Genomic DNA, 23,229 nt, shown 5'->3' on the forward strand with positions numbered 1-23,229 from the left:
CGCCATGCCTCATATCCTGATTGTCGAAGACGAAGCGGCGATTGCCGACACGCTGATTTTTGCCCTGCAGGGCGAGGGGTTCACGACCACGTGGCTGAGCCTTGGCGCCGCGGCGCTGGAGCATCAACGGCAGACCCCGGCCGACTTGATCATTCTCGATATCGGCCTGCCGGACATCAGCGGTTTCGAAACCTGCAAGCAGCTGCGGCGCTTCAGTGAAGTGCCGGTGCTGTTCCTCAGCGCCCGGGACGCCGAGATCGACCGGGTGGTGGGGCTGGAGATCGGCGCCGACGATTACGTGGTCAAGCCGTTCAGCCCGCGTGAGGTGGCGGCGCGGGTTCGGGCGATTCTCAAGCGCATGGCGCCGCGTCCTGCGGTTGAAGCGTCCTCGACGCTGTTTCGCATCGATGCCGAGCGTGTGCAGATCGTCTATCGGGGACAGCCGTTGAGCCTGACCCGCCATGAATTTCGCCTGTTGCAGTGTCTGCTCGAACAACCGCAGCGGGTGTTCAGCCGCGAGCAACTGCTCGACGCGCTGGGGATTGCTGCCGACGCCGGCTACGAGCGCAGCATCGACAGCCACATCAAAAGCGTGCGCGCCAAATTGCGTCTGGTGCGGGCCGATGCCGAGCCGATCCAGACCCATCGCGGCCTCGGCTACAGCTACAGCCCGGGGCACAGCTGATGTCGCTGGGGCTGCGGATTTTTCTAGTGTATGTGCTGTTTATCGGCCTGACCGGTTACTTCGTGCTCAACACGGTGATGGAAGAAATCCGCCCCGGTGTGCGTCAGTCCACCGAAGAAACCCTGGTCGATACCGCCAACCTGATGGCGGAGATTTTGCGTGATGATTTCAAGGCCGGCACGCTCAGCGAGAACCGCTGGCCCGAGTTGTTGCGTGCCTACGGCGAACGCCAGCCGCAGGCGACCATCTGGGGGTTGCCGAAAAATCAGGTCAACCATCGCATCTACGTCACCGACGCCAAAGGCATCGTGGTCCTGGATTCCAGTGGCGTGGCGGTCGGGCAGGATTACTCGCGCTGGAACGACGTCTACCTGACCCTGCGCGGCGCATACGGTGCGCGCTCAACCCGCAGCGATCCGAACGACCCGGCGTCGTCGGTGATGCACGTTGGCGCGCCGATCCGCGACAACGGCAAAATCATCGGCGTGGTCACCGTGGCCAAGCCCAATAGCTCTTTGCAGCCTTACGTCGATCGCACCGAGCGGCGTTTGCTGTTTTACGGCGCCGGGCTGATCGGCCTCGGCCTGCTGTTCGGCGCCTTGCTGTCGTGGTGGCTGAGCCGCGCGCTGCACCGTTTGACCGGTTACGCCAAAGCGGTCAGTGAAGGGCGCCGGGTGGAAGTGCCGCATTACCGTGGCGGTGAACTGGAGCAACTGGCGACGGCGGTGGAGCAGATGCGCACCCAACTGGAAGGCAAGGCTTACGTCGAACGCTACGTGCACACGCTGACCCATGAATTGAAGAGTCCGCTGGCGGCCATTCGCGGTGCCGCGGAGTTGCTGCAGGATGAAATGCCAGCGATTCAGCGCCTGCGCTTTGTCGGCAACATCGACAGTGAAAGCGCGCGGATGCAGCAGTTGATCGAGCGCCTGTTGAATCTGGCTCAGGTGGAACAGCGCCAGGGTCTCGAGGAGCGCGTGGCGGTGCCGCTGGCGGCGCTGATCGATGAATTATTGCGCGCGCAGGCAGCGCGGATCGAAGGCCGGCGGCTCACGATCGAGCAGACCATTGCGCCGGATCTGCTGCTGATCGGCGAGCCGTTTCTGCTGCGTCAGGCGCTGGGCAATCTGCTGGACAATGCACTGGATTTCACCCCGATCGCCGGGTTGCTGCGTTTCAGTGCCGAACGTGTCGGGGAACAGGTCGAGTTGCGCGTGTTCAACGAAGCTGCCCCGATTCCCGATTACGCCTTGCCGCGCTTGAGTGAGCGGTTTTATTCGTTGCCGCGTCCGGACAGTGGGCGCAAGAGCACCGGGTTGGGGCTGAACTTTGTTGAAGAGGTGGTGAAGTTGCATGGTGGGTCGATGCAGATTCGCAATGTCGAGGGCGGTGTGGAAGTGACATTGCGCCTGCCTTGAGACCCTAAAAAGATCGCAGCCTTCGGCAGCTCCTACAGGGGAACGCAATCCCAAGGAGCTGCCGAAGGCTGCGATCTTTTGATCTTTCCACACAATCTCCATATTCCCCCCACATTCCCCTCATACATCAACAGCAGACTCTGCCCATCCAAACAGGGAGAGTCCCATGAACAAAAATTTGACCATAAAGCTCGGGGCCATTGCCCTGTTGATCCTGCTGTTGCTGATCCCGCTGCTGATGATTGACGGCATCATCGACGACCGCCAGCAACTGCGCGACGGCGTGCTCGAAGACATCGCCCGCAGTTCCAGCTACAGCCAGCAACTGAGCGGGCCGGTGATGGTGGTGCCGTATCGCAAGGTGGTACGCACCTGGAAGACCAACGAGAAAACCAATCAGCGCTATGAAGAGCTCGGCGAGGAACGCGGTCGTTTGTACTTTCTGCCGGAACGCTTCGAGCTCGACGGCCAGGTGCAGACTGAGCTGCGCGCCCGGGGCATTTACCAAGCGCGATTGTTCCATGCTGACAATCGCATCAACGGGCATTTCTCCTTGCCGGCGCAGTTAGGCATCAAAGAAGACTTTGCCGATTACCAGTTCGACGCGCCGTTTCTGGCGGTGGGCATCAGTGATATTCGCGGCATTGAAAACGCGCTGAAACTGGAACTCGACGGCCAGCGTCTGGACTTTGTGCCTGGCACCCAGGTGGGCTGGCTCGGCGAAGGCGTGCGGGTCATGTTGCCGACACTGGACACCCGTAACGCCACGGAGCTGACCTTCGGTTTCGACCTGCGCCTGCAGGGCACCGGTTCGCTGCAGGTGTTGCCGGTGGGCAAAACCAGCCGCGTCAACCTGGCGGCGAACTGGCCGCACCCCAGCTTCATCGGCAACTTCCTGCCCGCCAAACGCGAAATCAATGATCAGGGTTTCAGCGCCGATTGGCAGACCTCGTTTTTCTCCACCAACCTGCAAGAAGCGATGAATCGCTGTGTGATGGGCAATGATTGCGAGGCGTTCAACGGGCGCAGTTTTGGCGTGAGTTTCATCGACCCGGTGGATCAGTACCTGAAGAGTGACCGGGCGATCAAATATGCGTTGTTGTTTATTGTCCTGACGTTCGCCGGCTTCTTCCTGTTCGAGGTGCTCAAGAGTCTGGCGGTGCACCCGGTGCAATACGCGTTGGTCGGGGTGGCGCTGGCGTTCTTCTACCTGTTGTTGCTGTCGCTGTCGGAGCACATCGGCTTTGCTTTGGCCTATCTGCTGTCGGCCAGTGGTTGTGTGTTGTTGATCGGGTTTTATGTCTGTCACGTGCTGCACAGCGTGCGCCACGGCCTGAGTTTTTCTGCGGGATTGGCGGCGTTGTATGGCCTGCTGTATGGCCTGCTGAGCGCCGAGGACTATGCGCTGCTGATGGGTTCGCTGTTGCTGTTCGGCTTGCTCGGGGTGTTCATGGTGCTAACGCGCAAACTCGATTGGTACGGGATCGGTCAGAAACCAGCCAAGCCGCTGGCGTTTGATGTGGAGGCGATGCAATGAGCGGGTTGGGATTGCGTGAAGATCAGCGAGAGGTGGAGGTTTTGGTGACGCTGATTGTTGCAGCACTGCCGCCGCAACCCAGGTGGTGCCATCGCTGGCAAGCCAGCTCCCACAGGATTTGTGCTGAAACAGAGGGTTCTGTCATACCCAAATCCATTGTGGGAGCTGGCTTGCCAGCGATGAGGCCAGAACAGGTTCCGCCGATTTAAGGCTTGGGCAGGGTAGCGACCATGGACGGTCGCTGACTCACTTCAAAGAACCAGTTGGCCAGTTGTGGATTGGCGCTGCGCCAGTCCAGATCCGGATGACGCAGATCGATGTAACCCAATGCGCACGCCACGCTGATGGCGGCCACGTCGAAATGGCTGGTCAGCTCGGCGATGGCGTCACTTTCCAGATAGGCCAGGGCACGGCGGATCTTCTCGCGCTGGGCGTCGAGCCATTCGTCCCAGTGTTTTTCCGGGGCGCGCAATACCAGTTCGTAACGCACCATCACCGAGGCATCCATGATTCCGTCGGCCAGCGAGGCCAGGGTCAGACGGCGCCAGCGGGCCGCGCCGTCGCGGGGGATCAGCGGATTGCCGACATGCTGCTGGTCGAGGTATTCGAGGATCACGCGGCTGTCATGGATGACGCTGCCGTCGGCCAGACGCAAGGCCGGGATCTTGCCCAGCGGATTGTCGGCGTTGAGCGCAGCGTCCGGGCTGACCGGGCTGAGCACGCAGTCTTGCAGAGCGACGCGATCCTGCTGGCCGGTCTCATGCAGCAGCACCATCACTTTGCGCACGAACGGGGAGAGCGTGTTGTGGAACAGGGTCATGCTGGGGGCGGACATTGGCAAACCTCGGTGGTCATCGAAGAACAGCAGGTTAGCCGTAGGAGCTGCGGAACGCTGCGATCTTTTGATCTTGATATTAAAAAAAGGATCAAGAGCAAAAGATCACAGCATTCGCAGCTCCTTCAGGTGTTCAGTTTCGCGGCAACAAACCTCTAATGGCCAGATACGCCGGAACGCCCAGCCCGATCCAGCTCAACGCATCCCAGATTCCATCGCCCAACAACGCCGCAAACAACCCCGCCGCACTCAGCAGCGCAATCACCAGCGGCGTGCTGAAGACCTTCCAGAAATTGCTCTGACGCGGCTTCATGCGGCCGCCTCCACCGTCACCGGTTTCGCCGCTTTACGCCGCACCACCCACAGATACACGCCACTGCCAAGGACGATGATGGTCAGCACGTCGAGGGTTGCCCAGAGGATTTTCATCGGCATACCGCCGTAGTCACCGAAGTGCAATGGCTGCGACAGGCCCATGGCGTCCATGTACCACGGGCGCTCGGCCACGGCGGTGACCTGCAGGGTGCCGGCGTCGATCAGCACCGGCGTCAGCAGGTGCGAGGTCAGGTGCGTGCCGCCCTTCATGAACACCGCGTAATGATGCTCGCTGGAAAACCGCGTGCCGGGGAAGGCGATGAAGTCCGGGTTCATCCCCGGTGCCACGTCCCGGGCGATGTCGAGCAGGCGGGTGGCCGGGGCCAGTCGGGTCAGCGGCGGGGCATCGCGGTACGGCGCGACCATGGCGGTCAGCGAGTCATTGCGCCACGCGGCGATGATCAGATCAGCGCAGGCGCTGATCACTCCGGTGACACCGACCACCAGCGCCCAGGTCAGCGTAACCACGCCGATCAGGTTGTGCAGGTCGAGCCAGCGCAGCCGGGAGGACTTGTCCTGGCGCACGGTGCCGAACTGCAAACGGCGCATGAACGGCAGGTACAACACGGTGCCGGAAATAATCGCGACCACGAACAGCAAACCCATGAATGCCAGCAGCAACTTGCCCGGCAGGCCGGCGAACATGTCCACATGCAGGCGCAGGATGAACAACATCAGCCCGCCATTGGCCGACGGGGTTTCCAGCGCTTCACCGGTGCGCGCATCGAGCATGAACGTGTGCGAAGAGTTCGGTTCGGTACCGGCGGTCTTCGCCATGATCGTCAGCACGGCGTTGGGCTCGTCGTCCTCGAAACCGAAGTACTGCACCACTTCGCCGGGACGATGTTGTTCTGCCGCCTCGACCAGTTGCGCCAGGTTCAGGCGCGGGGTGTCGGCGGGCATTTCGCGCACTTGCGGAGCATCGCCGAGCAGGTGCTCGATCTCGTGATGGAAAATCAGCGGCAGACCGGTCAGTGCCAACAGCAGCAAAAACATGGTGCAGATCAGGCTGGTCCAGGTGTGGATGAACGACCAGCGGCGAATTGTTTTACTTTTCATTTCATGACCTTCAAAAACACCGAAGCCGTCCACGGGGGACGGCCTGGTGACAGAGTTTCAGCTCACGCGCTTACCACTTGTAGGTGGCGCTGGCGACGACGCTGCGCTGGTCGCCGTAGTAGCAATAGAAGCCGTCGCAGGTGGAGATGTAGTCCTTGTCGAACAGGTTGGTGGCATTGACCGCGACCGATGCGCCTTTGAGGCTGTTGTCCAGGCGACCGAGGTCGTAGTGCACGGAGGCATCGAACACGGTGTAAGCATTGGCCTTGCCCAGCCAAGTGTTGCCCTGATCGCCGTAGGTGTTGCCGGTGTAACGCACGCCACCGCCGATACCGAAGCCGTCGAGTACGCCGTTGTGCCAGGTGTAATCGGTCCACAGCGAGGCCTGTTGGTTCGGCATCAGCTGCAGGCGGTTGCCTTTGTAGTCGCCTTTCTGCACTTCGGACTTGGCCAGGGTGTAGGCGGCAATCACTTTCAGGTTATCGGTGACGTCCGAGGTCGCCTCCAGTTCCAGGCCTTTGACTTTCACTTCGCCGGTCTGGCTGGTGATCGGGGTGTTGCCGACGGTGGTGGTGACTGCGACGTTTTTCTGCGTCAGGTCATACACGGCGGCGGTCAGCAGGGTCTTGCTGCCCGGTGGCTGGTACTTGACGCCCATTTCCCACTGCTTGCCTTCGGTCGGCTTCAGCGAACCGGTGGAGGAGGCGTCGGCGCCGGTGGTGGGCTGGAAGGATTCGGCGTAGGAAATGTACGGGACGAAGCCTGAGTCGAACACGTAGCTGAGGGCTGCGTTACCGCTGAAGTTCTTGTCGCGCTGGGTGTTGGTCGCGTCGGCCTTGTTGAAGAATTTGGTGCCGGTGTGGACCCAGTCTTCACGACCGCCCAGTGTCAGGCGCCATTGGTCGAGGGCCATCTGGTCCTGCACGTAGAGGCCGGTCTGGTAGGTCTTCTGGTCGTAGTCGTAATACGCGGTCGAGCGATCCGGACGAACGATCGGCTGGCCGTAGATCGGCTTCAGCACGTTGGTTTTCAGACCGTCACCGTAGATCGACAGGTAGTTGGTGTTGCTGCGCTGGTGATCCAGCCCCAACAGCACGGTGTGGCGAATGTCACCGGTGGCGAAGTCGGCCTGGAAGTTGTTGTCCACCGCGAACTGGCTGATGTCTTCGTCAACGCTGGTGCTGGTGCGCCCGACGTTGCCTTGATCGTCCACCTGGGTGTACGGGTAAGAACCGACAGTCAAGGCCTGGAACGACAGATCTGACTTGGTGTAACGCAGGTTCTGCTTGAACTGCCAGACATCGTTCAGCCGGTGTTCAAACGCATAACCGAGCGCGTAGTAAGTGCGGTCGTAGTATTCCCAATCCGGGTCGCCGAGGTTTTTGTGATGCGAGACGCTACCGAACGGCATGTCGATCTTGGTGCCCTGCACCGGCAGGAACTGGCTGGTAATGCCGGTATCGTCGCGGGTGAACTGGCTCAGCAGGGTGAACCTGGTGTCGTCGTCGATGTTCCAGGTCAGGCTCGGCGCGATGTTGTAGCGCTTGTTTTCGATGTGATCGATCTGCGTGTCGCTGTCGCGCACCACCCCGCTGATGCCGTAGAGAAACTGGCCGGCGTCGTCGATCTTGCCGGTGCTGGCGAAGTTGATCTGGCGGTGGTTGTCGCTGCCGTACTGCAACTGGATTTCGCTGCTGGCGTCGCTGCTGGGGCGCCTGCTGACCATGTCCAGCAGGCCGCCCGGTGGGGTCTGGCCGTAGACGGAGGAGGCCGGGCCGCGCAGCAGGGCGAGGCGATCGAGGTTCCAGGTTTCCTGTTTCGGGTTGGCGTACACGCCTTTTGGCAGTGGCAGGCCATCGAGGAACTGGGTCGGCTCGAAGCCACGCACGCGCAGCCAGTCGGCGCGGGTGTCACTGCCGTAGCTGCTGGCAGTGATGCCCGGCATATAACGCACGGCGTCATCGAGGCTGTGCACGCTGCGGTCGTCCATTTGCTGGCGGGTGGCGACCGAGATCGAGCGCGGTGCTTCGACCAGCGCGGTGTCGGTCTTGGTGCCGGCGGCGGTGCGGGTGGCGGTGTAGCCTTCGACCGGGCCCCAGGCCGTTTCCAGGTTTTCCACGCCGATCACGGCGGTTTCCGGCAGCGCCAGTGTCCCTTCAGGCACGGCAACCAGGCTGTAGGTGCCCGTGCTGCTTTGTTCCAGTTGCAGACCGGTGCCTTGCAGCGCTGCGCGCAGAGCGCCGGCGGCGTCGTATTGCCCGTTGACCGGCGCCGAGGTCTTGCCCGCCGCCAGCGACGGATTGAGCGACAGCGCCAGGCCACCCTGGCTGGCGATCTGGTTCAGCGTGGTCGACAGCGGCGCCGCCGGCAGATTGTAGGTACGCACGTTGGACGCCTGTTCAGCGGCGAGCAACGGGTTGCTGATCAGCGGCGCGCTGAGGGCAATGGCGACGGCCAGCAGACTGGGGCGCAACAAGGTGTCTAGCGAACGGGACATGCGAAGGCTCCTGAATGGAAATATTTCTCAATTGCCTGTGTGCCGGACGAGAATTGAAAAGTGATAGGGCTGGATGAAAATAATGTCGATTAACTGGGAGTGGGGCAGCCGATTCGCGTGGCAACATTGGTTTTGTGCAGTTGCGGGCGGCCTCATCGCTGGCAAGCCAGCTCCCACAGGTTCAGCGCAGCTCACAGAATTGGTATTCACCATCGATCTCTGTGGGAGCTGGCTTGCCAGCGATGGCGGCCGCTCGGGCACCAGATAAATCAGGGTTTTGTATCTGCTTTGGCCACCGTGACCCAATACGGCGTGTGCTGCTCGATCTGTACCGGCAGGGTCGGCAGCAGCGCACTCAAGGCCTTGTCGGTGTCGTGCAGTGGGAAACTGCCGGTGATGCGCAGGTCAGCGACTTCCGGCGCCACACCCAGATATCCGCGGCGATAACGCGCCAGTTCATGCACCAGGTCTTCCAGTCGCGCGTTGTCCACCACCAGCATGCCGCGGGTCCAGGCATCGGCGTCGGGCGTGAGCGCGGCGACCGCGTCGAGGCCGTCATTGCGGATCAACACCTGCTGGCCTTCGCGCAGGATCTGCTCGTCAGGATGACTTTGCGGATGCGCCGCCACCGCCGATTGCAGGACGCTCAGACGCGTGCCTTGGTCTTCACGCTTGACCAGAAACCGTGTCCCCAATGCGCGCATGCTGCCTTCGCGGGTTTCGACGATGAACGGCCGCGCATCACCGTGACCGGTCTCGACCATGATCTCGCCTTCCTGCAATACGATCAGCCGCTGCCTGGCATCGAAGCGCACATCCACCGCGCTGTGGGTGTTGAGATTGAGCACGGTGCCATCGGCCAGGCGTACCGTGCGCTGTTCGCCGGTGGCGGTGCGTTGATCGGCAAGCCAGTAATCCAGCGGCAAATACCGATCACCGGCAAACAGCGCCAGACCGATCACCGCCACCACGCTGGCCAATCCGCTGCCGAGCTTGCGCACGCGCCGCCGAATGCCTTCGCGCGATTGCAGTAACGCAGCGCGGGCCGGGCCGTTGGCGACGTTGAAGCGCTGATCGAGCATGCCCAGTTGGCGCCAGGCGCGGGCGTGTTCTTCATGGGCCGCATGCCATTTGGCGAACTCCTCGCGCTCCAGCGGACTGCCGGAATCCAGCGACAATTGCCAGGCAATCGCCGCGTCCAGCACCTGGGCCGAGACCGGTTTGGAGCTGGCCGGATTCATGTCGGCTCACCGTAGAGGGCGATGTAGCACTGGCGAATGCCTTGCGCGAGGTATTGCCGCACGCGCGGCACCGAGACGCCGAGCTTCGCGGCGATTTCGGCGTGGCCGAGGCCGTCGAGGCGGTTATAAAGGAAAGCGGCGCGGGCCTTGGTCGACAGTTTGCCGAGCAGTCGGTCGATGGCCTTGAGGTCTTCCAGGATCAACTGCTGTTCCTCCACCGAAGGTTGTTCGCCTTCGGGGATCAGCATCAATTCGGCGAGATAGGCCTGTTCCAGCGCGGCGCGACGGAAGTAGTCGAACAACAGGCCCTTGGCGATCGCCACCAGAAACGCCCGGGGTTCGCGCGGGGTCAGCAGTTGATCGCGACCGAGCAGGCGCACGAAGGTGTCCTGGCTCAGGTCTTCGGCCCGTTGCGGGCAAGCTACATTGCGCCGCAGCCAGCTCAGTAGCCAACCGCGATGGTCGCGATACAACGCACCGACGATTTCACTGTGAGGGCTTGGGACTGACGACACCAGACGCACCGATTGGGAAATGTTAACCAACGAGAATTGTTCGCGATTCTCGCAGAGGTGGGAATGGTTAGCAATTGGCCACTGGTCGGGTGAAGTTAACGGTGAGCCCTGTAGGAGCTACCGCAGGCTGCGATCTGTTGATCTTGCTTTAACAACAAGATCAACAGATCGCAGCCTGCGGCAGCTCCTACAGGGGATGTGGTTCGGCCGAAAATCTAGAAGGAGGGTGCCTGCTGACGGCGTTTCCATTGACTCAAGCGCTGCTGCATATTCAATGGACTATGAATCTGCTGCTGCCGCGCCCGGCTGAACAGGATCAACGCCAGCTCCGCCGTGGCCAGCGCATCGGCACTCGCGTTGTGCCGCTCGAACACCTCAAGCCTGAACCAGTCGATCCATTCATCCAGCCCGGCCTCGCGAATATTCGCCTGCGGGCACAACAGCGGCGCCATGTCCGCGACATCCAGAAACACGTTCTGCAGCTTGTAGCCCAAGTGCTCCTTCAGGGCGCGTCCGAGCATGTGCTGATCGAAGGGCGCATGAAACGCCAGCACCGGACTGTCGCCGATAAACTCCATGAGCTCCAGCAGCGCTTCGGCCGGGTCGCTGCCGGCGGCAATCGCGTTCGGCCCCAGGCCATGAATCAACACACTGGGGCTGAGCTTCAGCTCCCGGCATTGAAGGGTGCGTTCGAACTGCTGGCTGAAGTCGATTGCGCCGTCCTCGATGACCACTGCACCGATCGACAACACGCGATCCTTGTTCAGGTTCAGCCCGGTGGTTTCCAGATCGAGCACCACCCAGCGCTGCTCGCGCAGGCTGCATTCTTTCAGTTCGCCAATGGTCGGTAGTTTTGCCAGGCGCTGTTGCAGGTCTGCCGACAGCAGTGGGCTGGCCGGCCGCAGCCACGAAAACAGGCTCATAACTGATACCGCAAGGCCAGGCTGCTTTGCAGGCGCTGCGCCTGGCGCAGCGATTCACGCAGGATGCGCCGGTCCAGATGATTGAGGCTGTCCGGGTCGACGCGGTTGGACCACGGCAGATTCTCACGGGTCTGGATCTGATGCTGCTGCATGCGCGTCTGTTGGATGAAGTGGTAGGCCTCTTCATACGCCGCGCCGTCGAGCCGTTCGATGACTTGTTTTTCGACCAGCTGACGCAAGCGTTCGAGGGTGTTGTTGGTTTCGATGCCATGCGCCAGCGCCAACAGGCGCGCGCCATCGACGAAGGGCGTCAGGCCCTGGACCTTGAGATCGAGGGTGGCTTTCTCGCCGTTTTTGCGCGCCAGCACAAACTCGCGGAAACGCCCCACGGGCGGGCGATTGCGTAGCGCGTTCTCGGCCATCATGCGCTGGAACAAACGGTTGTCGCCGACCTGGTCGAGAATGCCGCGGCGCAGTTGCGCACAGCCTTTCTCGTCACCCCAGACCACCCGCAGGTCGAAATAGATACTCGAACCGAGCAGGTTCTCCGGCGTCGCCTCGCGAATGAACGCTGCAAAGCGTCGCGCCCATTCTGCCCGGGACAGGCACAGCTCGGGGTTGCCGGCCATGATGTTGCCCTTGCACAGGCTGAAGCCGCACTGCGCCAGGCTCTGGTTGATCTGCTGGGCGATCGGCAGCAGCTTGCCGCGAATCTCCGCCGCCTGCGCCGCGTCCCGTGCTTCGAAGAGAATGCCGTTGTCCTGATCGGTGTGCAGCGTCTGTTCGCGCCGGCCCTCACTGCCGAAACACAACCAACTGAACGGCACGCCGGGGTCGCCTTTTTCGGCGAGGGTCAGTTCGATCACCCGGCACACGGTGTGGTCGTTGAGCAGGGTGATGATGTGAGTGATCTGCGTCGAAGACGCACCGTGAGCCAACATGCGTTCGACCAGTTGGCCGATCTCGCCGCGCAGACTCACCAGTTGCTCGATGCGCTGGGCGCTGCGGATGGTCCGGGCTAGATGCACCAGATCGACCCGTTGCAGGGAGAACAGATCGCGCTCGGAGACCACGCCACACAGACGCTGATCCTTGACCAGACAGACGTGGGCGATGTGCCGTTCGGTCATGGCAATCGCTGCGTCGAAGGCGCTGTGATCCGGCGACAGAAAGAACGGCGAACAGGTCATGTGCCGCTCGATGGTTTCGCTGAAATCGCCGCTGCCATTGGCGACCACTTCGCGCAGATCGCGCAGGGTGAAGATCCCCAGCGGCGCCTTGTGTTCATCCACTGCGACGATGCTGCCGACTTGTTGCTCGTGCATCAGCTTCACTGCTTCGCGCAGTGGCGTGTCCGGGCTGCAGGTCACCGGATGACGCATCGCCAATTCGCCGAGGCGGGTGTTGAGCGAATACTGGGTGCCGAGGGTTTCCACGGCTTTCTGCTGGACTTGCTGGTTGACCTGATCGAGCAGGCTGCTGACCCCGCGCAGAGCGAAATCGCGGAAACTGCCGGACAGGGCAAACAGCTTGATGAACGCCGGTTTGTTCAACTGCAGACAGAAGGTGTCTTCGCCGGCCAGGTGTTCGGTGCGGGTGGCCCGTTCGCCAATCAGTGCGGCCAACGGGAAGCATTCTCCGGTGGTGATCTCGAAGGTGGTTTCGGTGCCGGGCCGGGTGATGTGCTGACGCTCGCCGATCACGCGGCCCTGTTTGACGATGTAGAAATATTCGACCGGCCCGTCGGCAGGTTTGATGATGCTTTCGCCCTGGCCATAGAAGCGCAGCTGACATTGCTCCACCAGAAAAGCCAGGTGGGCGTGTTCCATCTGATTGAAAGGCGGGAAGCGCTGGAGGAATTGCAGGGTGCCCTGAATGTTCTGCAACACCGCGGTCTTCCCTGCCTGGGTGAAGGCGTCCGCTTTACTCATAACCATTACCGCAGTCTTTTTTGAATTGTTGTTGTCGGATCGTTGCAGCCATCGTCGGCCCCTGCGTGCAGGGTGCCCATTGGACGTAAGTCTAGGTTGGGGTTGCCGTTCGGCACATTTGGGAAGAACCCTACAAAAACAGTCGGAAATTATCGCGTCAGCCTCTTGGAAAAAAATCCGACGAAGTGCACATTGAAGCTGTGCTTAGCGATGTCTGACGACTGTGCCAGGTGACTGAATTGAAAACGTAGAGAGTGCCATGTCCGACCACGATATTTTGAGCGACGCCGAGCGTGAAGCGCTCAGCGCTGTCATGCTCGAACCCGACTTGCCGCCGCAGCGTGTGCTGATCGTCGATGACGACAAGGACGCCCGGGAGCTGTTGTCGGAGATTCTCGCGTTGGACGGTATTCACTGCATGACCGCCGCCAGCGGTGAAACCGCACTGAAGATGCTCGCGGAAAAACCCTCGATTGGTCTGGTGATCACGGATCTGCGCATGGGCAACGTCGATGGTCTGGACTTGATCCGCCAGGTACGCGAATCGGTGCGGGCAGCGATGCCGATCATCATTGTTTCCGGCGATGCCGATGTAAAAGACGCGATTGCCGCGATGCATCTGAGCGTGGTGGATTTTCTGCTCAAGCCGATTGATACGGCCAAGTTGCTGGGCCTGGTCAAACACGAATTGGGCATTGAGCCCTGACTTTTTGCAGATCAAGAGATCGCAGCCTTCGGCAGCTCCTACATGAGATCACTTGTAGGAGCTGCCGAAGGCTGCGATCTTTTGATTTTGCTTTCCAAAGAAAAAGCCCTGATCTCTCGACCAGGGCTTTTTCACATCAGCGCAAATTTACAGGCCGTTGGCCTTCTTGAACTCGCGACGACGACGGTGCAGAACCGGCTCGGTGTAGCCGTTCGGCTGTTTGGTGCCTTCGATCACCAGTTCGACCGCCGCCTGGAAGGCGATATTGCTGTCGAAGTTCGGTGCCAGCGGACGGTACAGCGGGTCGTTGGCGTTCTGCCGGTCAACCACCGGCGCCATGCGCTTGAGGCTTTCCATCACTTGCGCCTCGGTGACGATACCGTGGCGCAGCCAGTTGGCGATGTGCTGGCTGGAGATCCGCAGCGTCGCACGGTCTTCCATCAGGCCCACGTCGTTGATGTCCGGCACTTTCGAGCAACCCACGCCCTGGTCGATCCAGCGCACCACGTAACCGAGAATGCCCTGGGCGTTGTTGTCCAGTTCGTTCTTGATCTGCTCCGGGGTCCAGTTCGGGTTGACCGCCAGCGGAATGGTCAGGATGTCGTCCACCGAAGCACGGGCACGTTTGGCCAGTTCGGCCTGACGGGCGAATACATCGACCTTGTGGTAATGCAGCGCGTGCAGCGCAGCAGCGGTCGGCGACGGTACCCAGGCGGTGTTGGCGCCGGCCAGTGGGTGAGCGATTTTCTGTTCGAGCATCGCTGCCATCAGGTCGGGCATCGCCCACATGCCTTTACCGATTTGCGCACGACCTTGCAGGCCGGTGCTCAGACCGATATCGACGTTCCAGTTCTCGTAGGCGCCGATCCACTTTTCGGCCTTCATGTCGGCCTTGCGCACCATCGGGCCGGCTTCCATGGAGGTGTGGATTTCGTCGCCGGTACGGTCGAGGAAACCGGTATTGATGAACACCACGCGCTCGCTGGCCGCCTTGATGCAGGCCTTGAGGTTGACCGTGGTGCGGCGCTCCTCGTCCATGATCCCGACTTTCAGCGTGTTGCGTTTCAGACCCAGCACGTCTTCGATGCGGCCGAACAACTCGTTGGTGAACGCCGCTTCTTCCGGGCCGTGCATCTTCGGTTTAACGATGTAGACCGAGCCGGTGCGGGTGTTCTTGCGCGAGGTGTTGCCGTTGAGGTTGTGCATCGCCGCCAGACAGGTCACCAGACCGTCGAGGATGCCTTCCGGCACTTCGTTGCCATCCTTATCGAGGATCGCATCGATGGTCATCAGGTGACCGACGTTACGCACGAACAACAGCGAGCGACCGTGCAGGGTCAGTTCACTGCCATCGACCTTGGTGTAGGTGCGATCCGGGTTCATGGTGCGGGTGAAGGTCTGGCCGCCCTTGGCGACTTCTTCGGACAGGTCGCCCTTCATCAGGCCGAGCCAGTTGCGGTAGATCACCACTTTGTCGTCGGCATCGACGGCGGCCACGGAGTCTTCGCAGTCCATGATGGTGGTCAGTGCCGCTTCCATCAGGATGTCTTTGACGCCGGCGGCGTCGGTCTGGCCGACCGGGGTGCTGGCGTCGATCTGGATTTCGAAATGCAGGCCGTGGTTTTTCAGCAGGATCGCGATCGGGGCATTGGCATCGCCCTGGAAACCGATCAGATGAGCATCGTCGCGCAGACCGGTGTTGCTGCCGCCCTTGAGGGAGACCAGCAGTTGGCCGTCAGCGATCTTGTAACCGGTGGAGTCGACATGAGAGCCGGCAGCCAGTGGCGCCGCTTCGTCGAGGAACGCACGGGCAAAGGCGATGACTTTGTCGCCACGCACCTTGTTGTAGCCTTTGCCTTTTTCCGCGCCACCGTCTTCGCTGATCGCGTCGGTGCCATACAGGGCGTCGTACAGCGAACCCCAGCGGGCGTTCGAGGCATTGAGGGCGAAGCGGGCGTTCATCACCGGCACCACGAGTTGCGGGCCGGCGGTGCGGGCGATTTCATCATCGACGTTTTGCGTCGTTGCCTGGAAATCAGCCGCTTCTGGCAGCAGATAACCGATTTCTTGCAGGAAGGCTTTATAGGCCACGGCGTCGTGCGCCTGGCCGGCGTGTTCCTGATGCCAGGCATCAAGACGAGCCTGGAAGTCATCGCGTTTGGCGAGTAGGGCTTTGTTCTTCGGCGCCAGGTCATGAATGACCTTGTCGGCACCTTCCCAGAATTTTTCGGCGGTGAGGCCGGTACCGGGAATGGCTTCGTTGTTCACGAAGTCGAACAGGACTTTGGCGACCTGCAGGCCACCGACTTGAACGTGTTCAGTCATTGCTTGCCTCACTCTGCTCAGCTATTTCGCTTTTCAGCTCTTCAATTTAACAATGAAGCCTCTGGCCATTTAAACCACAAACCTTCCGACCAGTACATGCCATTGCTGGCGGCTGGGCTGGGACCAATCAACGGCTTGGGGGCCTTGCTGACGGGGCTTTCAGGATTGCGAACGTGCCTTGGGCAGACATCGATCCAGCGTTATGTAGTGCGCGCTGCGGCATACTACATGATGAGTTGCGCTTGTGAAAATCAGACTAATTACGTCGTTCTGCGACCTCATGACGCATTGCGGTCACGTCGCGGAACGGGATGTTCTCAAAAAACCAGCAGATTGTTCCAGTTAAATATAAAAAGTTGTACACATAAATGCTTTCTGCCTGCTATGGCATCCCCTTCGGTGCACACTCTGTGGCGAGGGGATTTATCCCCGATGGGTGGCGAAGCCGCCCCCTGCGCGCTGACAGGTAGACCGAGCTGACAGGTTTTACGGCTGCTGCGCAACCGATCGGGGATAAATCCCCTCGCCACAGGTTGCATCCAAAACCAGGACACAGGTCTGCTGCCTGGGCTGAATCAAACCCTTGCCTATACTTGCCTTTCTATAACAAAAGTCATGACAAGAGGGCTGCGCCATGGACCATCTCGTACTCACTGTGTTTGCCCCGGACAAGCCCGGGCAGGTCGAGTGCATCGCCCAATGCATCGCCGAGCATGGCGGTAACTGGCTGGAAAGCCGCATGTCACGGATGGCCGGGCAGTTCGCGGGGATTCTGCGGGTGGGCGTGCCGGCGGAGGCTTACGACGAATTAGTCGATTCCCTACAAGCACTGTCGGCGCAGGGCATTCGTGTGCTGATTGCCGAGAGCGGCATCGAGCAGTCCTGTACCTGGAAACCGATCGCCATGGAGCTGGTGGGCAACGACCGTCCGGGCATCGTGCGCGACATCACCCGTTTGCTCAGCGAGCAGGGGGTGAACCTCGAGCGGCTGGTGACCGAAGTGCGCCCGGCGCCCATGAGCAGCGAGCCGTTATTCCACGCCGAAGCAATTCTCGCGGTGCCGCTGACCCTGTCGCTGGACGTGCTGCAATCGCGCCTGGAAACCCTGGCCGATGATCTGATGGTCGAACTGGTGTTACGCACAGACGTTTAAGCGCCGCCAGGGTTATCCAGTTTTAACGTGCACCTGCCTGTGGATAACCTGTAGAGACCGGGCGCAACGCCACGCGGGCTGTGGCTTGCCGGGAACTGATCAAAAAACCGCCAGCATTCAGTGACTTGCGCACAAACGGCGGGGATCACGCTGTGGATAACCTTGGGAAGGAACGTTGCAGGCCACGAGAATCGTGGCCTGCAAAGCTTTGTGCGTTTTTTGATCAGCTGCGCCGACGCAAACTGATCACCGCATCGACGCTGTAAACGGCCAGACCGGCCCAGATAAAGATGAACGCGATCAGGGTGCTCGACGACAAATGTTCGCCGAACAGCAGCACTGCCTGCAGCAGCACCAGGGTTGGCGCCAGGTATTGCAGGAAGCCGATGGTGGTGTAAGGCAAGTGGCGCGTGGCAGCGTTGAAGCACACCAGCGGCACCAGCGTCACCGGGCCGGCGGCTACCAGCCACCAGGCTTGCGAGGTGGTCCAGAATTCGGGTTGTGCGCTGGTCGCGGTCTGGTTGAACAACAACCAGACAATGGCGATCGGCACCAGCATCCAGGTTTCCACTACCAGCCCCGGCAAGGCTTTGACCGGCGCCTGTTTGCGGATCAAACCGTAAAAACCAAAGGTCAGCGCCAGCACCAGCGACACCCACGGCAGACTGCCGACCTGCCACACTTGCTGCGCCACGCCGATGGCCGCCAGCCCCACGGCGATCCACTGCATGCGCCGCAGGCGTTCGCCGAGAATCAGCATCCCCAACAGCACGTTGACCAGCGGGTTGATGTAGTAACCGAGACTCGCTTCGAGCATGCGTCCGTTGTTCACCGACCACACGTAGGTCAGCCAGTTGGCCGCGATCAAGGTACCGCTCAGGGCCAGAATCGCCAGGCGTTTGGGGTTGTCGAGCAATTCACGCAACCAGCCCGGATGCTTCCACACCATCAGCAACAGGGCGCCGAACAGTGCCGACCACAGCACCCGGTGAATGATGATCTCGACAGCGGGTACTTCGGCGATGGCTTTGAAGTAGATCGGGAACAGGCCCCAGATGATGTAGGCACTCAGGCCCAGAATGTACCCGCGACGCGGGTTGGCGGCTTGCATGCAGAGTCCTTGCTTAGGCAGCTAACAAAGGAGGGATTGTAAGGAGGTTGTATAGAAGTGTCGTGTCAGAAAGCGAAAAGATCGCAGCCTTCGGCAGCTCCTGCAGGGGAATGCGATCCATGTAGGAGCTGCCGAAGGCTGCGATCTTTTGATCTTGAATTCAGAACAATTTCAAAGGTTCTTCGTTGAGCGCCGACAGTTGCTCACGCAACGCCAACACCTGATCGCCCCAATACCGTTCGGTGCCGAACCAAGGAAAGCTGTGCGGAAACGCCGGGTCGTCCCAGCGCCGCGCCAGCCACGCGCTGTAGTGCATCAGCCGCAGGGCGCGCAGCGGTTCGATCAGCGCCAGTTCGCGCGGATCGAAGTCGTGGAATTCGTTGTAGCCATCCATCAGTTCCGAGAGCTGGCCGAGGCATTCCTGACGATCGCCCGCCAGCATCATCCAGATGTCCTGCACGGCCGGGCCCATGCGGCAGTCGTCGAGGTCGACGATGTGGAACATTTCATCGCGGCACATCATGTTGCCGGGGTGACAGTCGCCGTGCATGCGGATGTTCTGGTGCGGGGTGGCGGCGTAGACGTCTTCGACACGCTTGAGCAAGTCGCGGGCCACAGACTCGTAGGCTGGCAGGAGGCTCTTGGGGATGAAGTTGCCTTCAAGCAATGTTGCCAGCGAAGCATGGCCGAAGTTCTGCACGCCGAGTGCTTCACGGTGTTCGAACGGCTTGCTGGCGCCGACCGCATGAATGCGCCCGAGCAACTGGCCGAGGCGATACAACTGATCGAGATTGCCCGGCTCCGGCGCACGCCCGCCGCGACGGGGGAACAGGGTGAAACGGAAACCGGCATGCTCGTGCAGGGTTTCGCCATTGTGGATCAGCGGCGCCACCACCGGGATTTCGACGTCGGCCAGTTCGAAGGTGAACTGGTGTTCTTCGAGGATGGCGTCATTGGTCCAGCGCTGCGGGCGATAGAACTTGGCGATCAGCGGTTCGGAGTCTTCGATGCCGACCTGATAGACGCGGTTTTCGTAGCTGTTGAGCGCGAGAATGCGCGCATCGCTGAGGAAACCGATGCTTTCGACGGCATCGAGCACGAGATCGGGTGTAAGGGTTTCAAACGGGTGGGCCATGCTGACTCCTGCGCGCAGCAGGCTGCCGCGTCCGGCCCAGCATGGTAGCGCAGATGGCAGCGGGGGAGTGGGTTGGTGTCTGGGAGGACGCTATCGCTGGCAAGCCAGCTCCCACAAAGTCTTGCACTATTTTCAAATCAGCGCAGAACCTGTGGGAGCTGGCTTGCCAGCGATTAGGGCCTGTCAGGCGCCGACGATCCCGCCATCCTCACGGGTAATCGCCATCACCGATGAACGCGGCTTGCCATTGGGCAGATGCTCGGGGAAGGTCGAACCACCGTTCTCGCCCGGGTGCTGAATCCCGACAAACAGGGTCTTCTGGTCCGGCGAGAAGCTGATCCCGGTGACTTCGCAACCAATCGGCCCGACCATGAAGCGGCGAATCTCGCCGGTCTTGGGGTCGGCACAGAGCATCTGGTTGTTGCCCATCCCGGCAAAGTCGCCGGCATTGCTTGAGTCGCCGTCCGTCAGAATCCAAAGGCGCCCGGCCTTGTCGAAGCCCAGCCCGTCGGGGCTGTTGAACATGTTCTGCGAGGTGATGTTCGACGAACCGCCCTTCGGCGTACCCGCATGGACGCCTGGATTGCCGGCGACCACAAACAGATCCCAGGCGAAGGTCTTCGAGGCGTGATCGTCGCGGTCGGTGCGCCAGCGCAGGATCTGCCCGTAGACGTTCTTCGCGCGCGGGTTCGGCCCGCCCACCGGCTGCCCGTCTTCGCCGCGCTTGGCGTTGTTGGTCAGGGTGCAATAGACCTGGCCGTCCTTCGGGCTGACCACAATCCATTCCGGGCGGTCCATGCGCGTGGCGCCGACCACGCTGGCGGCGAGGCGGGCGTGGATCAGCACTTCGGCCTGATCGGCGAAACCGCTGCTGGCGTCGATGCCGTTCTTGCCATGGGTCAGTTCGATCCACTGGCCCTGGCCTTTTGGATGATCCGGGTTGCCGTCACCGGCATCGAATTTCGCCACGTACAAAGTGCCGTGGTCGAGGATGTTGCGGTTGGCCTTGGCGTTGCGGTGGTTGATGCGGTCGCGGCTGACGAATTTGTAGATGAACTCGCCCCGTTCGTCGTCGCCCATGTACACCACGGCGCGGCCGTCGTCGGTCTCGGCCAGCGCGGCGTTTTCATGTTTGAAGCGACCCAGCGCGGTACGTTTGACCGGGGTCGATTGCGGATCGAACGGATCGATCTCGACCACCCAGCCGTGACGGTTGAGCTCGTTGGGGTTCTTGGCCATGTCGAAGCGTGGATCGAACGGATGCCAGTTGATCTCGCGGCTGGCCGCCGACACGCCGTAACGCTTCTGCGCCGGGTCGAACTGCTGCTGGGCGTTGCTGCTGCCAAAGCAGTCGGTGAAGTTTTCTTCGCAGGTCAGATAGGTGCCCCACGGTGTCTTGCCGTTGGCGCAGTTCTGGAAGGTGCCGAGGACTCTCTTGCCATGCTTGTCGGCGGCCGTCTTCATCAGCTCGTGACCCGCCGCCGGGCCGCTGATGCGCAACGGCGAGTTGCCGTGGATGCGCCGGTTGTAGCGCGAGCCCTGGACGAACTGCCATTGGCCGTTCTTGCGCTGCACTTCGATCACCGACACACCTTCGCAGGCCAGCGCCTTGCGCACGTCTTCGGCCGATTGCGGCATGCCGCCGTGCGGGTAGAGGTAGCGGTAGTTGGTGTATTCGTTGTTGATCGCCATCAACGCGCGGTTTCTGTCGTCGGGGAATTCGAACAGGCTCATGCCGTCGTTGTTGTCACCGAACTGCACTTCCTGTGCGGCGGCGGTGCCATTGCCGCTCGGGTCGAACGCCGGGCCGTTCTTGTGCAATGGCTGACCCCAACTGATCAGCACCGAGGACTTGTAGCCCTTGGGCAGGCTGATGACGTCGGTGGTGGCGGCGGGAATGCTCTCGAAACCCAGCAAGCGGCTGTTGCCGGCGCTGATGCTGGTGGCCAGCGCGCTGCGGCTGAGCAGGTTACCGCCGAGGAACATGGCGGCGCCGCACAGCGCACCGGCGCTGATGAAACCGCGACGGCTGAGGCCGACCATTTTTTCCAGGTCTGTCGATTGGTTTTCTTCTAATAGGCTCACATCAGGCTCCCTGCTTGGTTTTGGCAGCCACCTTAATGAGCGTCGATTACGCTTTCGTTGCAGCGCCTGATTACAGCGGCGTGCCGATCAGCACATTGGACGGCGAGAACTGCACCTGCACCGGTTGCCCGACACTCAGCCCGCGGGTGCGAAGCTGCAGCGGCTCAGCCAGAGCGCAGAGCGTCTGGCCGTTGGGCAAAGCGATGCGCACTTCGCTGGGGCCGTCCTCGGCATCGAGAATGGCTTCGAGGGTGCCGCTCAGTAGATTGTGTCCAGATGTTGCAGCTTGGTCCGCCGCCAGCAGTTCAAGCCAGCCGGCCTTGATCAATGCCACCACTTCAGTGCCCGGTTGCAGTTCCAGATGCACGGTGCTGTCGTGGGTGATCTGTGCATTGATCCACAGGCCTTCAGCCAGTTCGAGGCGGATCAAGTCATTGCGGCCCTGACCTTCGATGTTCACGACTTTGCCGTGCAGTTGATTGCGGGCGCTGGTTCTGAGCATCAATCGCCCGATCAGATCCAGATCACTGGCGTCTTCAGCGGCTTCCAGTACCTGCGCCTGCAAGGCCTGCAGCTTTTGATAAAGGCGCAACACCCGCTCGCCTTCGCTGGACAATCTGGCGCCACCGCCGCCCTTGCCGCCGACCGCACGTTCCACCAATGGCTTCTGCGCCAGGTTGTTCAACTCATCGATCGCATCCCAAGCGGCCTTGTAACTCAGCCCGGCGCTTTTTGCCGCGCGGGTGATCGAGCCCTGTTCGGCAATGTGTTGCAGCAGGGCGATGCGCTGCGGACGGCGGACGATGTGCTGGGATAACAGAGACGGCATGGACATGGAGGGGGGCTTTTCACGATGGCGGTGGAAAGTGAAGTTGGCGGCTTGAGCCACAAGAGTCAAGCCACACACTGTCCTCCCACAAGGGGATTGTGCTGACTTTCAATTCCCTGGTTTTGGGGTGCGCGCCAGGCAATACACGTCAACCCGCGCTGCGCCTGCATTTTTTAGCAGTCGCGCCAATGCCTGGGCCGTGGCGCCGGTGGTCAGCACGTCATCGATCAATGCGAAGTGCCGACCTTTCACATCGGTGTCAGGGTTCAGCGCGAAGGCATGACGCAAATTGCGCTTGCGCGCCTTGGCGTCGAGATCCTGCTGGGCGCTGGTGTCGTGGACCCGCCGTAGCGCCTGTTCCTCAAAAGGCAGATCCAGCTGTTGGCTCAACCATCGCCCGAGCATCGCCGCTTGATTGAACCCGCGTTGGCGCAGTCGTTTGCTGGCCAATGGCACCGGCACCAACGCGTCGGGTCGTGGCAATCCCTCATCGAAGCGATGTTGCAGGTATTGTCCGGCAACGTCGGCGAGCAGGTGACCAAACGGCCATTTCGCCTTGTGTTTAAAGCGTGTAATCAGACTGTCCACCGGGAAGTCATAGCGCCACGGCACGACCACCTGTTCGAACGCCGGCGGCTCTAGCAGGCACTCGCTGCAGGTCAGACCGACAGCCGGCATCGGCAACGCGCACGTCTGGCACTGGTCGCCGAGCCAGGGCAGCTCGGTTTCACAGGCGACGCACATTGGCAATTCTGCTTCTGCGGGCTCATCGCACAGCAAGCAGGTCTGTACGTTTTTTAAACAGATGTAAACCTGTTGTGCGTATCGTGGTTGACAGCGCATGACTCTTCCTTAAATATGCCGAACAT

General features: G+C 61.0%; 19 protein-coding genes. 5 read left to right on the top strand and 14 right to left on the bottom strand.

Translation table 11 applies throughout. The features are described from left to right. The first annotated feature begins 4 nt into the window (after positions 1-4). From creB to creD, 3 genes are all read left to right on the top strand, one after another. Entirely contained in the window at positions 5-685 is a 681-nt protein-coding gene (gene creB / locus AB1J88_RS23205) for a two-component system response regulator CreB (RefSeq protein WP_430292059.1), read from the top strand. Then, complete coding sequence (gene creC, locus AB1J88_RS23210) at positions 685-2,103, top strand: two-component system sensor histidine kinase CreC (protein ID WP_430292060.1); 1,419 nt, start codon at positions 685-687, stop codon at positions 2,101-2,103. The genes creB and creC overlap by 1 nt, the downstream gene beginning before the upstream one ends. Positions 2,104-2,269: 166 nt before the next feature. Next, the gene (gene creD, locus AB1J88_RS23215; protein WP_430292061.1) at positions 2,270-3,640 is read left to right on the top strand and encodes a cell envelope integrity protein CreD; all 1,371 of its coding nucleotides are present in this window, start codon (positions 2,270-2,272) and stop codon (positions 3,638-3,640) included. Between the two features lie 205 nt (positions 3,641-3,845). Here creD and AB1J88_RS23220 read toward each other — a convergent pair whose 3' ends face one another. The 8 genes from AB1J88_RS23220 to AB1J88_RS23255 form a co-directional block, all read right to left on the bottom strand. Continuing rightward, entirely contained in the window at positions 3,846-4,475 is a 630-nt protein-coding gene (locus AB1J88_RS23220; RefSeq protein ID WP_041069936.1) for a glutathione S-transferase, read from the bottom strand. 133 nt (positions 4,476-4,608) lie between these two features. Beyond that, a complete protein-coding gene (locus AB1J88_RS23225; protein WP_108184017.1) occupies positions 4,609-4,788 on the bottom strand; it encodes a hypothetical protein in 180 nt (59 codons plus the stop codon). Then, positions 4,785-5,909, bottom strand: a complete 1,125-nt coding sequence (locus AB1J88_RS23230; RefSeq protein ID WP_430292062.1) for a PepSY-associated TM helix domain-containing protein — start codon at positions 5,907-5,909, stop codon at positions 4,785-4,787. The genes AB1J88_RS23225 and AB1J88_RS23230 overlap by 4 nt, the downstream gene beginning before the upstream one ends. Before the next feature lie 70 nt (positions 5,910-5,979). Then, positions 5,980-8,406: a TonB-dependent siderophore receptor gene (locus tag AB1J88_RS23235; protein WP_430292063.1), complete on the bottom strand. Its 2,427-nt coding sequence runs from the start codon at positions 8,404-8,406 to the stop codon at positions 5,980-5,982. 269 nt (positions 8,407-8,675) lie between these two features. Continuing rightward, on the bottom strand, positions 8,676-9,647 hold the full coding sequence (locus AB1J88_RS23240; RefSeq protein WP_430292064.1) for a FecR domain-containing protein: 972 nt from the start codon (positions 9,645-9,647) through the stop codon (positions 8,676-8,678). Further along, positions 9,644-10,162: an RNA polymerase sigma factor gene (locus AB1J88_RS23245; protein WP_041070166.1), complete on the bottom strand. Its 519-nt coding sequence runs from the start codon at positions 10,160-10,162 to the stop codon at positions 9,644-9,646. The genes AB1J88_RS23240 and AB1J88_RS23245 overlap by 4 nt, the downstream gene beginning before the upstream one ends. Positions 10,163-10,377: 215 nt before the next feature. Further along, entirely contained in the window at positions 10,378-11,085 is a 708-nt protein-coding gene (locus AB1J88_RS23250) for a 3'-5' exonuclease (RefSeq protein ID WP_430292065.1), read from the bottom strand. After that, on the bottom strand, positions 11,082-13,016 hold the full coding sequence (locus AB1J88_RS23255; protein ID WP_430292066.1) for a putative nucleotidyltransferase substrate binding domain-containing protein: 1,935 nt from the start codon (positions 13,014-13,016) through the stop codon (positions 11,082-11,084). Before AB1J88_RS23255 ends, AB1J88_RS23250 begins: the two co-directional genes overlap by 4 nt. A 259-nt stretch (positions 13,017-13,275) precedes the next feature. Between AB1J88_RS23255 and AB1J88_RS23260 the strand changes: the two genes are divergently transcribed. Next, positions 13,276-13,722: a response regulator gene (locus AB1J88_RS23260; protein WP_041069952.1), complete on the top strand. Its 447-nt coding sequence runs from the start codon at positions 13,276-13,278 to the stop codon at positions 13,720-13,722. Positions 13,723-13,869: 147 nt separating this feature from the next. Here the strand turns inward: AB1J88_RS23260 and AB1J88_RS23265 are convergent, their stop codons facing one another. After that, positions 13,870-16,047 carry a malate synthase G gene (locus AB1J88_RS23265; RefSeq protein WP_430292067.1) on the bottom strand — a complete coding sequence of 726 codons (2,178 nt, stop codon included), beginning with the start codon at positions 16,045-16,047 and terminating at the stop codon, positions 13,870-13,872. A 634-nt stretch (positions 16,048-16,681) separates the two neighbouring features. Here AB1J88_RS23265 and AB1J88_RS23270 point away from each other — a divergent pair. Further along, positions 16,682-17,200, top strand: coding sequence for a glycine cleavage system protein R (locus AB1J88_RS23270; RefSeq protein ID WP_430292068.1), 519 nt, complete (start codon positions 16,682-16,684; stop codon positions 17,198-17,200). A gap of 223 nt (positions 17,201-17,423) precedes the next feature. Here the strand turns inward: AB1J88_RS23270 and rarD are convergent, their stop codons facing one another. From rarD to AB1J88_RS23295, 5 genes are all read right to left on the bottom strand, one after another. Beyond that, complete coding sequence (gene rarD, locus AB1J88_RS23275; protein WP_222018031.1) at positions 17,424-18,311, bottom strand: EamA family transporter RarD; 888 nt, start codon at positions 18,309-18,311, stop codon at positions 17,424-17,426. A 160-nt stretch (positions 18,312-18,471) separates the two neighbouring features. Then, positions 18,472-19,446: a serine/threonine protein kinase gene (locus AB1J88_RS23280; protein WP_430292069.1), complete on the bottom strand. Its 975-nt coding sequence runs from the start codon at positions 19,444-19,446 to the stop codon at positions 18,472-18,474. A 183-nt stretch (positions 19,447-19,629) separates the two neighbouring features. Further along, positions 19,630-21,531 carry a PhoX family protein gene (locus AB1J88_RS23285; RefSeq protein WP_430292070.1) on the bottom strand — a complete coding sequence of 634 codons (1,902 nt, stop codon included), beginning with the start codon at positions 21,529-21,531 and terminating at the stop codon, positions 19,630-19,632. Between the two features lie 70 nt (positions 21,532-21,601). Further along, positions 21,602-22,366 (bottom strand): TOBE domain-containing protein, encoded by a 765-nt coding sequence (locus tag AB1J88_RS23290; RefSeq protein WP_430292071.1) that lies wholly within the window; start codon positions 22,364-22,366, stop codon positions 21,602-21,604. Between the two features lie 102 nt (positions 22,367-22,468). Next, positions 22,469-23,203: a ComF family protein gene (locus AB1J88_RS23295; protein ID WP_222018039.1), complete on the bottom strand. Its 735-nt coding sequence runs from the start codon at positions 23,201-23,203 to the stop codon at positions 22,469-22,471. Between the last annotated feature and the right edge of the window lie 26 nt (positions 23,204-23,229).

Source organism: Pseudomonas sp. S8 (genome assembly GCF_050473925.1).
Lineage (GTDB): Bacteria > Pseudomonadota > Gammaproteobacteria > Pseudomonadales > Pseudomonadaceae > Aquipseudomonas > Aquipseudomonas parakoreensis.

Coding starts and splice junctions, on each gene's coding strand:
- AB1J88_RS23295 (WP_222018039.1), bottom strand. CDS start 23,203: ATGCGCTGTCAACCACGATACGCACAACAGGTTTACATCTGTTTAAAA.
- creD (WP_430292061.1), top strand. CDS start 2,270: ATGAACAAAAATTTGACCATAAAGCTCGGGGCCATTGCCCTGTTGATC.
- AB1J88_RS23240 (WP_430292064.1), bottom strand. CDS start 9,647: ATGAATCCGGCCAGCTCCAAACCGGTCTCGGCCCAGGTGCTGGACGCG.
- AB1J88_RS23225 (WP_108184017.1), bottom strand. CDS start 4,788: ATGAAGCCGCGTCAGAGCAATTTCTGGAAGGTCTTCAGCACGCCGCTG.
- AB1J88_RS23290 (WP_430292071.1), bottom strand. CDS start 22,366: ATGTCCATGCCGTCTCTGTTATCCCAGCACATCGTCCGCCGTCCGCAG.
- AB1J88_RS23220 (WP_041069936.1), bottom strand. CDS start 4,475: ATGTCCGCCCCCAGCATGACCCTGTTCCACAACACGCTCTCCCCGTTC.
- AB1J88_RS23260 (WP_041069952.1), top strand. CDS start 13,276: ATGTCCGACCACGATATTTTGAGCGACGCCGAGCGTGAAGCGCTCAGC.
- AB1J88_RS23230 (WP_430292062.1), bottom strand. CDS start 5,909: ATGAAAAGTAAAACAATTCGCCGCTGGTCGTTCATCCACACCTGGACC.
- AB1J88_RS23265 (WP_430292067.1), bottom strand. CDS start 16,047: ATGACTGAACACGTTCAAGTCGGTGGCCTGCAGGTCGCCAAAGTCCTG.
- rarD (WP_222018031.1), bottom strand. CDS start 18,311: ATGCAAGCCGCCAACCCGCGTCGCGGGTACATTCTGGGCCTGAGTGCC.
- AB1J88_RS23280 (WP_430292069.1), bottom strand. CDS start 19,446: ATGGCCCACCCGTTTGAAACCCTTACACCCGATCTCGTGCTCGATGCC.
- creB (WP_430292059.1), top strand. CDS start 5: ATGCCTCATATCCTGATTGTCGAAGACGAAGCGGCGATTGCCGACACG.
- AB1J88_RS23250 (WP_430292065.1), bottom strand. CDS start 11,085: ATGAGCCTGTTTTCGTGGCTGCGGCCGGCCAGCCCACTGCTGTCGGCA.
- AB1J88_RS23270 (WP_430292068.1), top strand. CDS start 16,682: ATGGACCATCTCGTACTCACTGTGTTTGCCCCGGACAAGCCCGGGCAG.
- AB1J88_RS23235 (WP_430292063.1), bottom strand. CDS start 8,406: ATGTCCCGTTCGCTAGACACCTTGTTGCGCCCCAGTCTGCTGGCCGTC.
- creC (WP_430292060.1), top strand. CDS start 685: ATGTCGCTGGGGCTGCGGATTTTTCTAGTGTATGTGCTGTTTATCGGC.
- AB1J88_RS23255 (WP_430292066.1), bottom strand. CDS start 13,016: ATGAGTAAAGCGGACGCCTTCACCCAGGCAGGGAAGACCGCGGTGTTG.